Raw genomic sequence first — 17,080 nt, 5'->3', positions numbered from 1 at the left:
AGTATGTGGGCAAGATTAAAGGAAGAACTAATCTATAATCGATATAATGCTTCAAAAACAACTGTTGAACATATGAAAACAATTATATGGAGATATTTCATTAGTTACTGGAATAACCGAAGAATCTGCTCCACCAATGGAGGATTACCTCCAATGATTAAGAGACAACAGTATTACCGCTCATTGAAGGATGCAGCGTAGATCGAATATCCTCGAGGAAAAAGTGTAAAGAGATATTGACAATATCATGGGATTGTCCCGTGTGTTCGTCGCATTCTTCGCGGGTATGTTTCAGCCAATATCGTAACGTGCCTTTGCCGAGATGGTATTCCTCGGTAAGACTGTTCAGCGTCCGACCTTCTTCCAGATAAAGGCGGATGATTTTTTCCCTGAGCTCAGGCTCATATTTTTGATTCATGGTAACAACCTCCGATACAGTATATTTTATCAAACTATCACGAGGTGTTACAACTTTAGTATACTAGGTCAGTTTATATATACCTTGTTATATGCATATTGGAAAATTTTTAGGAGGTTATGATGAATAAAATTTACAAGGTTGTCTTTAATCAAACACTGCAAGTGTTTCAGGTCGTGTCGGAGCTGGCAAAGGGACGTTCTAAGGCGGAAACACCGAAGGCACTCAAAAAGAATATGTCACTTTTGTCGGCCAAAACGTGGGCCGCTGTTCTGGCGGCGGTGGCCGTCTTATCAGGCAGTCCTGTTTTTGCAGCGGATACGGCCGCTGTGACCGTATCCAATGGGGCCAATACAACCGCGACTTCTACCGTGGATGCCACAGACGGTCATACGGATTATAAGGTGAATCTGAATGATAATATTGTTTTAGATAGCGTGACTACAGGCAGTACGATCATGAATGCCAATGGAGTGACCGTCGGCGGCGTCAATGGCGTGTCTTTGACATCAGCAGGACTCAACAACGGCGGTAACGCCATTACTAATGTGGAAGCGGGAACAAATGGTACGGATGCGGTGAATGTCAATCAGATGAATACAGCGGCAGCCGCTTCGAAGAACACGGTATCCAATGGTACAAATACCACTGTGTCTTCTTCCACAGCGGCAGACGGCCATACGAACTATCAGGTCAATCTGAGTGACGCTATTTCTTTAAGCAGTGTAACTACCGGAAATACTGTTATGAATACCAATGGAGTGACCATCGGCAGTGGCAGTACCGCTGTGTCTCTGACATCAGCAGGACTCAACAACGGCGGTAATACCATTACTAATGTGAAAGCGGGAACAAACGGTACGGATGCGGTGAATGTCAGTCAGATGAATGCGGCAACAGCCGGATCCAAGACTACGGTATCCAATGGTACAAATACCACTGTGTCTTCTTCCACAGCGGCAGACGGCCATACGAACTATCAGGTGAATCTGAATGACGCTATTTCTTTAGGCAGTGTAACTACCGGAAATACTGTTATGAATACCAATGGAGTGACCATCGGTAGTGGCAGTACCGCTGTGTCTCTGACCAGTACGGGCTTAAATAACGGCGGCAACAAGATTACCAATGTAGCGGCCGGAACGGCTGATACAGATGCAGTCAATAAAGGACAAATGACTAATGCCATTGATGAATCTATGAAGTATTTCAAAGCCAATTCTACGGGAACAGAGGCTTCTGCTACAGGTAGTGATGCCGTGGCAGTTGGCAGTGGTGCTGTATCCGGCGGTTCTGAGGCAGTGGCATTGGGACTGAATACGACGGCAGACGGCGATCAATCACTGGCACTGGGCGTGAATGCGGGTACCTCATCCGGTACCACCGGGGCGATAGCTGTAGGAAATACAGCGAAGGCATCCCAGGACGGTGCTGTTGCCATTGGGCAGAAGAGCGGAGCCAATGGCAAGCGCTCAACTGTAGTCGGCGATTCGGCACAGGCTGTGGGAGATCAGGCACTGGCCTTAGGCGCAAGTGCGTCTGCCAGCGGTACCAATGGTACTGCATTGGGAACTTCAGCCAGTACCGCTGGAAGCAGTGCAACAGCTGTCGGTAGTCATGCTTCTGCTGCCGGAGGCAGTGCGGCAGCTATCGGTGATTCTGCCAGCGCCAGTGGTGGTGACAGTGTGGCGCTGGGGGCATCTTCTCAGGCGAGCGGGACTAATGATATTTCTTTAGGTGCTTCCGCCGGCGTGGGAACACAGTCAGGATCTACGGCTAAGGATCAGCAGAACCGCATTTCCATAGGTGCTAATGCAGGCCGGAATGGGAGCGGCAATGAAAATACAGCAATTGGGTTGAATGCAGGGAATGATGTATCCGGTGATTTCAACGTAGCCATGGGGAGCAGTGCCGGTAGTTCTGTCGACGGCGATGCCAATACTGCCATCGGTTATGAAGCCAATAAGAGTGGCAGCGGTAGTCACAGCACGGCGGTCGGGGCGTCTACTACGGCGTCTTCGGCAGCCACGGCGCTGGGATATAAGGCAGCTGCCGTTGGTAACAATTCAGTGGCGGTAGGATATGCCGCTCAAGCAAATGGCTCTTCGGGAGTGGCTGTCGGTGATGGTGCAAAAGCCGCGGACAATAGCATCGCTCTAGGGCATAATTCTGCGGCCAGCCGGTCAGACTCTTCCGGAATCGCATATCTTACTGGGCAGGCAGCAGGAATATACGGAGTCGTTTCTGTGGGTTCCAGTGAAGGAGATATAACTTTTCAGCGGCGGATCATCAATGTGGCCGACGGTTCAAATGGAACCGATGCAGTTAACGTGAACCAGTTGAAAGCAGCACAGACCAGCGTAGCCGCTCTGATTGGTGGAAACGTCACATTGAATCCAGATGGAAGCTATAGTAAGTTTTATCTTACTGATAAGGATGGAAATGTTCATGAGTCTAACACTCTGGCAGAGGCTATGGGAAAGGTAACCGGTAAGGAGATTGAAGTGGCAACAGCCAATGCCGTGACGTATACAGACAGTAATAAAACCAACATCAATGCAGGAGGGACTATCAGTAAGGTTACTGCTGCTACCTTCAGTGATCAGGCCGTGAATCTGGGGCAGATGAACAGCGCCATTGCTGACAGTCAGACAAAATATTACAGTGTCAATTCCAATGAATCAGGTAACCAGGATAATACAGGTGCTACGGGAGAAAATGCTATTGCCGCCGGTCCGGCGGCTACGGCTGTAGGAGATCGCAGTATCTCTATCGGTGATAATACGAAAGCACAAGGCACCAACAGTATTGCCATCGGCAATTCCAATACCACGTTGGATCGGCAAGCTACGGCGTATGGACAGTCTTCTATTGCTATCGGTTCTTCCGCTAGCAGTGCCGGAAATAATTCCATTGCACTCGGCAATTATGCGTTGACGGAAGTGCAGAATAGTACGTCTACCACCGTGAACAGCGCTATTGCCATTGGAGATCAGGCACAGGCTACTTCGGATCAGGCCGTGGCTCTCGGGAAAAATGCCCATGCATCCGGTGTGAATGCCTTTGCACAGGGAAATACCTCCAGTGCTACAAACGAGTCCTCCATTGCCGTAGGCACCAATGCCAGTAGCAGCGGCACTGCGTCTACCGTAATCGGTAAAAATTCTGCTGTCAGCGGAACGCACTCCGGCTTGATTGGTACGTCCATGTCCACGGATACGAATCAGACGGGTCAGGCACTGACTGGGTCAGACACTTATGTAGTGGGCAATGGAAACGGTACGGTAGGAGGTACTAATTCCAGCATTATGGGCAACAGCAATACGGTAGGCACAACAGTGACAGATCCCAACGGGATAACCCATTCCTATAATACGGTGAATACCAGTATTTTGGGTAATAGCAATACGGTTACCGCACAAGATGCCGATGTCATCGGACATGGCAATACGGTAGGGAAAAAGAATTTGAATGCAGCGGGAATTGCTGATGGAACGATTGACACGGCGGCAGGTTCCGGTGTCTTTGGCGGAAATAATACGGTATATGGATCGGGAAATCGGATTATCGGCAATAATAATACGGATTCCAACCTTGATGGCGTATTCATCTTAGGAAATAATGTGACCGCCGGTCTGGCTAATTCTGTCTACCTGGGCAGTAATTCCGCCTATGTAACCGGTAGTGATGCCAGCAGTACGACGGCAGGTGTCAATTCATATTCTTCTGTTACCATTGGCAGCGGGAATTATACCTTTGCAGGAGCAAATGCAGCAGGTGTAGTGACCGTTGGGTCTGTCGGTTCCGAACGACGGATTCAGAATGTGTCAGCCGGTCTTGTTTCGTCCACCAGTACAGATGCCGTAAATGGCAGCCAGCTGTATACATTGACACAACCTTTGCGCTTTGCCGGAGATAACTCTACAGTGGGCAGTTCCAGTGCATTGGACAAAAATGTGATTCAGCGCAGCTCGGATCAGGCTGTTAAAATCACCGGAGGAGCGAACTTGAATAATCTTTCCTCCAATAATATTGGTGTCGTAGCCAGCACAGATACTAATACACTGACCGTACAGTTGGCAAAAGATCTGACGGGACTAAACAGCGTCACCACAGGCAATACGGTGATGAATACAAACGGAGTGACTATCGGGAGCGGATCTTCCGCGGTATCTCTCACTAATAATGGGCTGAGTAATGGCAACAATACCATAACCAATGTGAAGGCTGGAGTCAATGGTACAGATGCGGTGAATGTCAGTCAGCTGAATACAGCGGCCGCCAAAGCCACTACCACAGTATCCAATGGGACCAATACAACGGTTAGCTCCACAACAGCGACAGACGGACATACAAACTATCAGGTGAATCTGAATGATAAGATTACCTTGGGAAGCGGTGCCAATGCGGTGACGGTAGACGGGATAGCCGGTGCAGTCACGGCGGGGACGAAGGTGTCTCTGGACGGAGTGAATGGACGCGGAACTGTGGGAAATGTGACCATTAACGGCAGCGGTACGACAGGTACAGTGAATGGGCTGACGAATAAGACTTGGGATCCCAATAACTATGTAAGCGGACAGGCTGCCACGGAAGATCAGTTGAAATTGGCGGTGAATACTTCGAATACGACGGTGACCAATGCTGGGCTGAATTTTGCCGGTAATGACGGTACGGTCATCCATAAGAATTTGGGAGATCAGCTGAATATTGTAGGCGGGTATACAGGAAACGGTACGACGTCGTCGCAAAATATCAAGACGGTAAAGAATCAGAGCGGTAATTTGGAAATCCAGATGGCCGATGACGCGGTGTTCAACAGCCTTACCACAGGCAACACGGTGATGAATAACAGCGGTATCACCATAGGGAGCGGATCTTCCGCGGTATCCCTCACCAATACAGGTCTGAATAACGGCGGGCAGAAAATTACCAATGTGGCGGCAGGCACCGTGTCAGCGACTTCTACGGATGCGGTAAATGGCAGTCAGTTGAATACAGCGGCCATCAAAGCCACTACCACTGTGTCTGACGGTACCAATACGCATGTGACCTCTTCTACAGCGATAGACGGTCATACGGACTATCAGGTGAATCTGAATGATACGGTGACGCTGGGAAGCGGCGCCGATGCGGTTACTCTGGACGGTACGAAGGGCACAGTTACTGCCGGAACCGGAGATAATGCAGTGACTGTCAACGGTACCAATGGTACGATTCAGGCCGGTACGAAGGTGTCTTTGGATGGTGTGAACGGCAGCGGGACCATCGGCAATGTGATCGTTAACGGCAGCGGTTCTACCGGAACCGTGAACGGGTTGACCAACAAAACCTGGGATCCTAACAACTATGTAAGTGGTCAAGCTGCGACGGAAGATCAGCTGAAACAAGTGGGCACAACACTCAATAGTGCGGGATTGAATTTTGCCGGCAATGATGGACAAGTAATTCATAAGACTCTGGGAGAACAGCTAAACATCGTAGGCGGTTACAACGGTACGGGAACTACCTCTTCAACCAATGTTAAGACAGTCAAGAACAATGATGGAAATCTGGAAATCCAGATGGCCGATGACGCGGTGTTCAACAGCGTCACCACAGGCAATACGGTGATGAATAACAGCGGTATCACCATAGGGAGCGGATCATCCGCGGTATCCCTCACCCATACAGGTCTGAATAACGGCGGACAGAAAATTACCAATGTAGCAGACGGGACAGCCGATAACGATGCCATCAATGTGAGTCAGTTGAATACGGCGGCCGCTAAAGCCACTACTACTGTGTCTGACGGTACCAATACGCATGTGACCTCTTCTACAGCGGCAGACGGTCATACGGATTATAAGGTAAATCTGAATGATACGGTGACACTGGGAAGCGGCGCCGATGCGGTTACCCTGGACGGTACGAAGGGTACGATTCAGGCAGGTACAAATGTGGTGCTGGATGGGGTCAATGGAACCGGAAAGATAGGCAATGTGACCATTAATGGGAATGGTTCTACCGGAACCGTGAACGGGTTGACTAACAAAACCTGGGATCCTAACAACTATGTAAGTGGTCAAGCTGCGACGGAAGATCAGCTGAAACTGGCAGCCTCTACTGTGACAAATGCAGGATTAGACTTTGCCGGTAATGACGGTACGGTTATCCATAAGAATCTGGGAGATCAGCTGAATATTGTAGGCGGGTATACAGGAAACGGCACGACGTCGTCGAAAAATATCAAGACGGTAAAGAACCAGAACGGTGATTTGGAAATCCAGATGGCCGATGACGCGGTGTTCAACAGCCTTACTACGGGCAACACGGTGATGAATAACAGCGGTATCACCATAGGGAGCGGATCTTCCGCGGTATCCCTCACCAATACAGGTCTGAATAACGGCGGACAGGAAATTACCAATGTAGCAGACGGGAAAGCCGATAACGATGCCGTCAATGTCAGCCAATTGAATAAAGCGGCAGCCGGATCAAAAACAACGGTATCTGACGGTGTGAATACAACCGTAACCTCTTCTACAGCGGCAGACGGTCATACGGACTATCAGGTAAATCTGAATAAGGATATCAATGTGGAAAGCGTGACGGCTGGGAATACCAAGATGGATACCAATGGTCTGACTACGGCAGACGGCAAGGGAAACAGCACGTCTGTTACTGCAACAGGTATGACTACCAAAGATGCTGCCGGCAATACGACGTCAGTCACCGGAAATGGAGTGAGCATTGCCGGTTCCAACGGTAAAAATGTATCTTTGACCAGCAGCGGTTTGGATAACGGCGGCAACAAGATAACGAATGTAGCAGCCGGGGTGGATGGAACGGACGCAGTTAATGTAGACCAACTAAATGATACGGTGGATAAAGCAGCCGCAGCGGCAAAATCAACTGTATCTGCAGGAAAGAACATTACGGTTACACCTACGGTAGATGGAACAGACGGACATACGGATTATAATGTGGCGTTGAATGATACGGTGACATTGGGAAGTGGTGCGAATGCGGTTACTATGGATGGAACCAGAGGCACTATTACAGCCGGCACCGGTGATAATGCAGTGAAAATCGATGGGACGGCTGGAACGATCAGTGCCGGAACTAAGGTATCCTTTGACGGAACGCAGGGAACCGGAACAATCGGCAACGTGACAATCAATGGAAACGGTTCTACCGGCACCGTGAACGGGCTGACCAATAAAACATGGGAACCCGATAATTATGTGAGCGGCCAGGCGGCTTCAGAAGATCAACTGAAGGTATTGGATGACCGGACTGTGCAGTATGACCGCAATGAAGATGGAACAGTAAACAAAGGACAGATTACGTTAGCCGGTGACGGGGGAACAAAAATTACCAACGTAACGGCCGGGACGTTGTCATCCGATTCTACCGATGCGGTCAATGGCAGTCAGCTCTATGCTACGAACCAGGCAGTTATCAATAACAGTCAAAGTATCAACATATTGGGCAACTCTATCAATAAACTTGATAATCGAGTTAATAAGGTAGGGGCTGGTGCGGCAGCATTGGCAGCTCTCCATCCGCTGGATTTTGATCCTGACAATAAGTGGGATTTTGCGGCTGGATTTGGCAATTACCGAGATGCAACTGCAGTAGCTGTCGGTGCGTTTTACCGGCCCAATGAGGATACGATGTTCAGTGTCGGCGGTAATTTTGGCAACGGAGAAAATATGGTCAATGCGGGCGTCAGCTTTAAATTGGGACAGGGAAATCATGTGTCTACCTCACGAGTTGCTATGGCCAAGGAATTGAAAGATGTGAGAGCTGTTGTTGCCCAGCAGGCGGAACAAATACAACAGCTGGCGGCAATGGTGAATTCTTTGGTAGGTGTGCAGGCGGTCAAGCCTGACACTACGGTTATGTTCCCCGATGTTCCGAAGAATCACTGGGCATATGAAACGATTAAAGCAATGGCGGCACAAGGCCTGATTGAAGGATATCCGGACGGAACCTTTGGCGGCGATCGTACGATGACAAGATATGAATTTGCGCAGATCATCTACCGGGTAATGCAGAAAGGAATTGCAGTCGACAGCAAGCTTATCGGTGAATTCAAGCCGGAATTAGAACGTATTCGTGTGGATACGATTACCAGAGATAAAAATGGAAATCCGACCATTGAACGGGTTCGCGTGAATAAATAATATTATTTGCTTATAAACTATTAATGAATTCATGGACACAGGGCTTCTTGTGTCCATGAATTTTTTTTTTAGTCCTATTGTGGTTTTGTATTACATATTACATTTTATTTTAAAATAGTCTTGTTCAAAGAAAGTAATTTGGTTATACTTAATGTTAAAGAACAACATGTTATCATTTGTCATGGATAATATAGATAAAAGTAAATCATTTTGATTGTATTAGGCGCTGTACATCATGAGAAAGCACAAAAACTACCTTTTGGGCTGTATGTGGGAAATTGTTTTCTCTGCAGTAACGAAAGCTTTTATCTATACATATTTCAACAGTATTGATTAGTGAAAAATTGCTTAAGAAATTTAGAGGTACTGGCTGTGTCTGATATAAATGATACATCCCCTTTTGGGGTGCCCGGCGAAGTTCTAAACGAAAAAGATATGGATGCGCCGACAGGATTGCTGAATATGGAATGCTTTATCAGATTAGCGGCGGATATTCAGAAGATAAGAGCGACCGAGAAAACTCGTATTATCTATATATTTTTTAATATAGAAAATTTTAGAGTTATACATGCAGAAAGCGGCCTTTATGGTAGTGATCACATATTGAGAGTGATGGGAAACTGCATACAACGCTATTTCCCGAACTCTTTGGCGGCACATTATATTGGAGAATATTTTGTTGTTATGACGGATCAGGAAGATGTGGAAGAGACGATACGAATCTTTCATGATACGATGTGGAGTCAAACAGGTGATACGCATGTAGAAATTAAGGCCGGATTATATGTTTTGCAAAATACTACCATACCTCCTGTAATTGCCTGTGAATATGCAAAAACAGCGGATGAGAGCATTAGAAATGAGTATGATTGTATTTTCTGTTACTATGATGTTATGATGGATGATACTCTTAAACGGAGAGATTATATTGTCCGGCATATTGATTCTGCTATCAAAAAGAAGCATCTTATCGTATATTATCAACCTATTATTTGCGGTGGTACGCAACATATATGCGGCGCAGAGGCGTTGGCTCGCTGGGACGATCCTGAATATGGTTTTATGGTTCCAAACGAATTTATTGTGACGTTGGAAAATGCCCGTTTGATTGCTAAACTTGATTTTTATATTATAGAATTAGTATGCAGGGATTATTGGAGACTCAAGGGGCAGACGGAGTATCTTTTTTCCGTGTCTGTCAATTTGTCCCGCATAGATTTTGAACAGCATAATGTGTTAAAACGAATTGAAAAAATCAGGACTCAATATAAGGTACCGCGGGAGTATCTGAAGCTGGAAATTACGGAGCGATCCTTTGGAAATGAACAGGCCGCGATTCGAAGGCAGGTTCATGAATTGCGGCAACACGGATATCATGTGTGGATGGATGATTTTGGAAGCGGGTTGTCTTCCTTAAGTCTGCTTCATGAGCTGGAGTTTGATCTTATCAAGTTTGATTTGCACTTTTTGACGGGGCCGATTCATACGGCGCAGCGTAAAATTATTATGTCTTCTTTGATCCATATGATAAAACGGTTGGGTGTGAAAACGCTGGCAGAGGGTGTAGAAACAGCAGAACAATATCGTTTTTTACAGGATATAGGCTGTGAACATATGCAGGGCTATTACTTTTCTAAACCGGTTTCGCTGGAGGAATTTTTGAAATTACTTTAAGCAGGCATTTGTGCCATGAAATAATGGACGGCAGGATGATATGTGATGATAATACAAAAAATTAAACAATATACAGCTGGTCAACAGGGCTATGTTTTTGTCTTTGTTGCAGTTATACTGCCATTATTATTTGCGGCAGGGGCATTGGCTGTTGATGTCGGGTATGCGTATGTGGCCAAAACGGCCTTGCAAAATGCGGCGGATGCGGCGGCGCTTGCAGGAGCTGCGCAGTCAGATGATGATACTACCGATGTCAATAGTGTGGTGAAAACATATATACAACGGAATAGCGCTGCTGATAATACCATTACGGTCAGCTCGAGTGAAAGTACAGATGCAAGCATTCCTGATACGGAAAACAGTATATACGCTCTTACGAATGCCATAAAGCAAACCAATGGCAGCACAACGCTGCGGGTTACGCTGGGGGAACGGGTACCGACGTTCTTTTTAAAATTTTTTGGTTTTACGACATTTCCAGTAGCTGTGGTGGCGACTGCGGAATATACGCCAGGTGGATCTTCGGGAACTTCTGATGAATTTGGTGGATTGTTCGGCAATGTGATTTTGGGGGATCAGAATATTTATTTTAATACAACGGGCATTACTATTACTGGAAACGTACAAACGAACGGAACCATTACTATGGATAATCATTGGGCAGCTGCTATTACATCAGGAGAGGTTATCGGATATACGGGGACTTCTATATGGGGAATATATGGGTGGTACACCAATCAAAAGGGCGTTAGTACGCAAGGATATTATACGATAGAAGATGGCAGCAACAATATTGATATTGTTCCTCAATATGGTGATAAAAAGGATATTTCGCTGGCGAATAATAGTGTTATGAGTAAGTATATTGCGGCTAAACAGACCGCCGCTGCTGAAACTAATAGTACAACGCATGTTTATAGTGATTATACTGGCTCGTCTCAAAGCTTTTATACGAATTCTGTGAACAACTATACCGGGTTGACGAATCAATATGATAGAAATTATACGCTTATTGTTGTGAGTGGTGATGTCCAGGTCAATGTTCAGGAAAAGCTTAGTGAGGCACTTGTTGTTATTTCCTTAAATGGGAATATACAGGCAAATGTTCAGAATACAAAGGATAATAATCTTATGCTTATATCTGAAAATGGAAATATATCTTTACAAAATAGCGTAGCTGTAAATGTATGGGCTTACGCTCCCAATGGAACGGTGTTGGTTGATGGCAGCGGAGCGACGGTGACGGGGAGTCTGGTAGGGAAGAATGTTAAATTTACTTCGTGGGGACAGCAGATTGTCTATTCTAGTTCTTCGAATTTTAGCAGTAGTACTTCTGACTCTGGAAATAGCTCTTCCAGCAGTACCAAGGGAAGTATCAAACTGATTGATGATAATAAATATGTATCATAAACACGATTCAAGCATAAGGTGTGCTAATCTATTGATGAAGAGGAAAAGGTGAGGACTATGTTTTTTGTGTTGAATCCAGTGGAATTATTGCAAGGATTTTCTGCAGCGTTAGAGCTGTCTTTGGGTGGAGTACAAAAACATCAATGGCGGGTGGCTCTCATTGCCGCATATATGGCGGATGAGCTTGCACTGGATGCAGAGGAAAAGCAGGATTTGATATATACGGCACTGATTCATGATATAGGTACGAATGTTTCATGGAAAGAACATCTTTTATCATTGCATCAACAGGGAAATGATCGCATGTACCAGCATGCAGAGCACGGATATCAGTTGCTGAAGGAATCCCGGCTGTTTAAACGGCTGGCACCTTATATCAGGCATCATCACGATGCCTGGAACGGGATGGGTAGCAATCCGGTCCGATTGACCGGAGAAGCAATTCCGCTTATTAGCCGAATCATTTGTCTGGCTGATGCGATAGAGATTTCTGTGCGCGACAATGAATTTATTTTCACGCAATACAAACAGGTTGTGGAGTATATTCAAGCGCACAGTGGTACAATTTTTGATCCCCAGCTAGTCAATATATTTGAACGAGTATCTCGCAAAGAGGCCTTTTGGCTGGATATTGCCAATCCTTTTAGTTTTCAAAACTTTTTTGATAGTATTTCTATTTACGGTAAGTCACAGTATTCTATTGAAGATATTATGGAAATCGCGGATATATGGGCTACCATTGTAGATCGTAATGATCCCTTTACGGGCAAACATTCTCATCGGGTGGCGGATGTATCAGAATATGTGGCACGGGCCAAGGGGTTTTCTGAAGATGAGGTCATCTTGCTGCGGATTTCCGGTCTTCTTCATGATTTGGGAAAGCTGGCTGTGTCCAATGAAATATTAACTAAACCGGATAAACTTACAAAATCAGAATTTTTTATTATTAAACAGCATCCCTATTATACGTATCAAATTCTTCAAGCGATTGAGGGTCTTCAAATTATTGCCAAATGGGCAGCTTACCATCATGAAACGCTGGATGGGGAAGGGTATCCGTTCCATTTGGGCGCCAGGGAATTATCCTTGGGATCGCGGATTGTGGCAGTTGCCGATATTTTTACGGCACTGACGGAACGGCGTCCGTATCATGCTGATTTTTCATGGGGAGAAGTACGGCATATTATGACCGGCATGGCCGAACGCGGCAAGATAGATAAAAGCTTGGTTGAGTTGCTGTTTGTTAATGAGCAGGAATTAAATACATTAGTTAAAAAAACCTCCGGTCAATAAGGAGGACATGAATAAAATAAAATGGTACTGAAGAGGCCATCGCATAATCGTCTATTTGCATATATAATCATGGTAGTGGATTTTATTTATCTGCCAGTTTCTACGGTGTCAGGAAAATTTTAATTCCTTGAACGGTATGCATATGAAGCGGATAAAGAATGCGGTGGTCTTTTTTATTTATTCCGTTAAAAAAGACCACGATTTCTCTTCTAAATTATGGTAAAGATGATATAATGATTCCAAGAATAATAGTACTGGATAATAATAATGAACGAGGTATATCCCTTGTATCTTGTAGTATGCTGCGTTTTTCGTATGCTGTGAAAGGAATTTAAAAATGATACCCACGTTGACAGATATAAAGTATGGAGTATCTTTACTCTCGAATATGTATGATGCGGTACGGATTGTGGATCCAGTTTCTAACCGGGTTGTATGGAAGGCGGCTATGTCTGGACAGACGAGCCTGTTGGATAATTCTTCCTGTTATGATTTTTGGACCAAGGATAGGTTTTGTGATAACTGTATTTCTGTACGAGCACTGAAGGAGAAGAAGACTTTTACAAAATTTGAAGCGGTTCATGAGGAATTATATATGATTACGGCAAGTCCGCTATTGTGCGAAAAAGAGGAAGAACGTAATTATGTACTGGAGTTTGTGCATAATATTACGCATGAAAGCACATGGAACAGCATTGTCAGCAATGAAGAAGAAAATTTTGCCGAAGCCGTGCTGCGGTTGAATGATGCCGTTGTTCGAGATGAATTGACAGGTGTTTTTAATCGCCGGTTTATTAATGAAAGACTGCCTGTGGAAATCGTTAAACATCACATTGCACAGACCCCGGCATATTTGTTGATGATTGATATTGATTTTTTTAAGATCATCAATGATACGTATGGGCATCAGGGCGGCGATGTTACACTGCGGCAATTTGCAAAGCTGCTGCAGAAGCAGCTGCCCCATAGTACCTGCTGGGCCGCGCGATATGGCGGTGATGAATTTTTGATCTATTTGGAGCAGATGACATTTGAACAGGCGTATGGATTTGCTGAAAATTTATGTACTATTACAGAAAATTACTCAATCATACATGCGGGAAATAAGATCAAAACGACCTACAGCATGGGAGTATGCAGTTTGCAGCCGGGGATGGATATGGATGCATGGATCAAGAAGGCCGATGAAAATTTATATAAAGCAAAATCTGCACGGGATCAAAATCTGCATTGCACGATGTATGGAATATGACGTTAAACTGTTGCTGCCGAAGGTATTGGGTTCCATATATTTAAAACAATATGTTGTTTAGTGACTGCATTGTTTTAGAAGTAAAAGGGGCATCATAGTATATATGAACGGGACGCAAGGATGGTTTGAAAGAATTTTTGTAAAATTAGCAGTTGTTTTGATTATGATGGGGATGGCTATTCCCTTTGTACTCCATATAGGGAATGTGGATTTTTCTTTTTTACAGCTGCATACGATCGCTGCCGGACATGTTCGCTATTGGCATGCTCCCGATGCCAATACCGCCTCTTTTACCCATGTGCTGGGGGCACCGGAGAAGGATTTTTCAGCTGTTCAGCCTGTACCGGGCTGGGAGCGAAGGTATATTTGGGTACGGCTTCAGCTGCCTGAGGGCGAGCGGGGCGAAATGGTGCGATTGTACACCGCGCATGAGTATTGGCGTATCCATTCAGCCTATGCATCTGTTCAGGGAATATGGCAAGCTCTTCGTGTTCAGAATGATGATATTTATTCTTCGGCAGCAGTGCCGGCCAGTGTGCCCGGAAATTCGTATATGTATATTCAATTATCTGGTGATAGCATTGGTAATGCGCTTTTATTCCGCATCAGTCGGGAGGATGATTTTACACGGCTGCAGAATTGGTTATTTGCCTTTCGTATGTTCAATGTTTCACTATTGATGGGATTATTGGCATTGAACCTGATTCTTGCTTTTTACAGCCGTCATTGCGAATATTCTGTGCATGTGCTGCTAATGATGGCGTCTATTAATATGCTGCTGCAGCTGTCCGGCATACCCCAGCTGCTGTGGGGGCAGACGAATGTATATGCAGGCTGTTTTTGGGGATTTATGACATGCTTGATGGGAATGTTTTTTCAGTATAAGTATTTTGGCATTATGCATCTGCCGCTATGGCTGGTCAGGGCATATCGAGGTATGCTGGGTGTTATGCTGGTCCTCACTTTTTTTATTGGAATTGTACAAACACCGGGGATCGTTGTGCCGCTGCATATCGGGGTAATGGGGATATGTACGATTGGGCTGGTTACGGTGTTATATGCATATTGGCGGCAGCATACGCCGATACACTTTATCGTTGGCACAATGTTGATGTTTTTGGGCATATATTTGTATGTAATGGGATGCTTTGGCATCCTGCCATGGAATCACGTGACCGCTAATTTGATCTATCCGGCTCTTGCAGGGGAATCCATTTTATTTACTGCCGGTATTGTGCAGCAAATACGGCAGCGGCGGCATGTCATTCAGCAATTAAAAAAAGAGGCGGACACAGATCGCCTGACAACATTGTATAACAGAAATTATTTTGATACGGTTAGTATGCTGCAAATTGAACAGCATGAAGCAAATAATCTGCCTGTAGCCGTGGTGATGGCGGATATTGATCGCTTTAAGGCGGTGAATGACACGTATGGGCATAATGCGGGAGATGTTCTTTTGAGGGAAGTTGCTGATATTCTCAAACGGTGTGTCAGAAAAGAGGACGATGCGATCCGGTGGGGCGGAGAAGAATTTTTGATTATTTTGTACACTGCAGATATAGAGTCGGCGCGGCTTCTTGCTGAAATGATCAGAAAGACGATAGAGACCTATGCGTTTACCTGTGGAATAGCAGTCACGATAAGTTTGGGAATTGCCGCCAAGAATAAAAATGAAGCGATGGAAGATTGTGTGGGACGAGCAGATAAAAAATTGTACGAGGCCAAAGCAGCCGGCCGGAATCGCATCTGTTGGTGATGGGGAGATTCAGAGGAAGAGAGAGAAGGCTGCGGCTATGGCAAAGTAAGGACCGTAAGCGATCATATCCGTACGCTTCTTTTTTCGGGTGAGCAGCAGGCAGAGACTGACCAGTCCGCCGGCAACGACTCCGATGATGATGGTAAAGAGGAGTCGGTCCGGGCCGAGAAACAGGCCCAGCGCACCGATCAGCTTGATATCTCCGCCGCCTATACCGCCTCGCGTAATCATGGCGAGACATAAGAAGATGAGGAAGCCTGCGCCCCCTGCCAATATTCGCGGCAGAAATGCTGCCGGAAGAACCGGCGTTGCCAGCAGCGCCAGTATTGTAAGGGAAAGAATAAAACGATTTAAAATAAGCTGCTGTTCAAAATCCATGACAACAACGGCGGTTAAAATAGACATATAAAAAAGGTAGACGGCAAATGTAATCCAGGAGGCGGCGAGCCACCACGCGATACAATAAGAAAGAAGGCAGCCTGTAAACAAATAAGTGCGGCGCGTGTGTGAGTCCGATAGCCGGGAGGGAAATTCCAGCTCGGACGGAGATTTTTTATACCCCAGCAGAATACAATGGTTCAACAGGCCGGCAGCCCCATACGCTAAGATAGGAATACACAGCAGCAGGGAAACAGAGAGAAATGGTTTCATGGATATACCTCGTAAAAAAGCGTTATCATTTTCCATAGTGCGGTCATGGAGAATGCTGAATAGAAGAAATTCCTAAATGATATATGGAGAAGTGCTTAATTTCTGTATACACGTTATTTCAACTTGACAATTTACATGGTGAAAATTATACTTTATACGTATGTTACTAACTTGAAATGGATAGCACTGCTGTACTGTGCTATAGGGGCTGTGAAATAACGCCCCTATAAAAACGAATGAGGATCACTGGCTCGAAAGAGCCGGTGATCCTCATTTTGTGGTAAAATTTTACGTAACTAATGAAAAATTCAACCATCAATTATTTTAAAACAAAACAGGCTATTTTGCCACTGTTTATTTCAGATTGTCTGAATATCTGCGATCCTGTGCTGGTTTTTGACCGATTTATGGAGGAAATCGACTTGGAGAAATACCTGAGCAATGTTCCAACG

8 protein-coding genes are annotated in these 17,080 nt (G+C 45.4%); 6 read left to right on the top strand and 2 right to left on the bottom strand.

Annotation, left to right across the window (positions count from 1 at the left end):
• Positions 1-157 precede the first annotated feature (157 nt).
• The gene (locus tag AB840_RS16830) at positions 158-418 is read right to left on the bottom strand and encodes a helix-turn-helix domain-containing protein (protein ID WP_053078196.1); all 261 of its coding nucleotides are present in this window, start codon (positions 416-418) and stop codon (positions 158-160) included.
• 119 nt (positions 419-537) lie between these two features.
• Here AB840_RS16830 and AB840_RS16825 point away from each other — a divergent pair, with 119 nt between their 5' ends.
• The 6 genes from AB840_RS16825 to AB840_RS13525 all read left to right on the top strand — a co-directional run bounded on the left by AB840_RS16825 (position 538) and on the right by AB840_RS13525 (position 15,977).
• Positions 538-8,589, top strand: a complete 8,052-nt coding sequence (locus AB840_RS16825) for an ESPR-type extended signal peptide-containing protein (protein ID WP_072061855.1) — start codon at positions 538-540, stop codon at positions 8,587-8,589.
• Between the two features lie 372 nt (positions 8,590-8,961).
• On the top strand, positions 8,962-10,263 hold the full coding sequence (locus AB840_RS13545) for an EAL domain-containing protein (RefSeq protein ID WP_048515380.1): 1,302 nt from the start codon (positions 8,962-8,964) through the stop codon (positions 10,261-10,263).
• 45 nt (positions 10,264-10,308) lie between these two features.
• Entirely contained in the window at positions 10,309-11,673 is a 1,365-nt protein-coding gene (locus AB840_RS13540; RefSeq protein WP_048515379.1) for a pilus assembly protein TadG-related protein, read from the top strand.
• 57 nt (positions 11,674-11,730) lie between these two features.
• Positions 11,731-12,966, top strand: a complete 1,236-nt coding sequence (locus AB840_RS13535) for an HD-GYP domain-containing protein (protein WP_048515378.1) — start codon at positions 11,731-11,733, stop codon at positions 12,964-12,966.
• A 337-nt stretch (positions 12,967-13,303) separates the two neighbouring features.
• Positions 13,304-14,218 carry a GGDEF domain-containing protein gene (locus AB840_RS13530; protein WP_078791828.1) on the top strand — a complete coding sequence of 305 codons (915 nt, stop codon included), beginning with the start codon at positions 13,304-13,306 and terminating at the stop codon, positions 14,216-14,218.
• Between the two features lie 103 nt (positions 14,219-14,321).
• The gene (locus AB840_RS13525; protein ID WP_048515376.1) at positions 14,322-15,977 is read left to right on the top strand and encodes a sensor domain-containing diguanylate cyclase; all 1,656 of its coding nucleotides are present in this window, start codon (positions 14,322-14,324) and stop codon (positions 15,975-15,977) included.
• Between the two features lie 9 nt (positions 15,978-15,986).
• On the opposite strand, the gene AB840_RS15850 is transcribed toward AB840_RS13525, so the two are convergent.
• Complete coding sequence (locus tag AB840_RS15850) at positions 15,987-16,628, bottom strand: prepilin peptidase (protein ID WP_053078195.1); 642 nt, start codon at positions 16,626-16,628, stop codon at positions 15,987-15,989.
• Positions 16,629-17,080: the final 452 nt, after the last annotated feature.

Source organism: Megasphaera cerevisiae DSM 20462, assembly GCF_001045675.1.
GTDB lineage: Bacteria > Bacillota > Negativicutes > Veillonellales > Megasphaeraceae > Megasphaera > Megasphaera cerevisiae.
This window is presented reverse-complemented; position numbering and strand designations above follow the sequence as displayed.

Coding starts and splice junctions, on each gene's coding strand:
- AB840_RS16825 (WP_072061855.1), top strand. CDS start 538: ATGATGAATAAAATTTACAAGGTTGTCTTTAATCAAACACTGCAAGTG.
- AB840_RS13540 (WP_048515379.1), top strand. CDS start 10,309: ATGATAATACAAAAAATTAAACAATATACAGCTGGTCAACAGGGCTAT.
- AB840_RS13530 (WP_078791828.1), top strand. CDS start 13,304: ATGATACCCACGTTGACAGATATAAAGTATGGAGTATCTTTACTCTCG.
- AB840_RS15850 (WP_053078195.1), bottom strand. CDS start 16,628: ATGAAACCATTTCTCTCTGTTTCCCTGCTGCTGTGTATTCCTATCTTA.
- AB840_RS16830 (WP_053078196.1), bottom strand. CDS start 418: ATGAATCAAAAATATGAGCCTGAGCTCAGGGAAAAAATCATCCGCCTT.
- AB840_RS13525 (WP_048515376.1), top strand. CDS start 14,322: ATGAACGGGACGCAAGGATGGTTTGAAAGAATTTTTGTAAAATTAGCA.
- AB840_RS13535 (WP_048515378.1), top strand. CDS start 11,731: ATGTTTTTTGTGTTGAATCCAGTGGAATTATTGCAAGGATTTTCTGCA.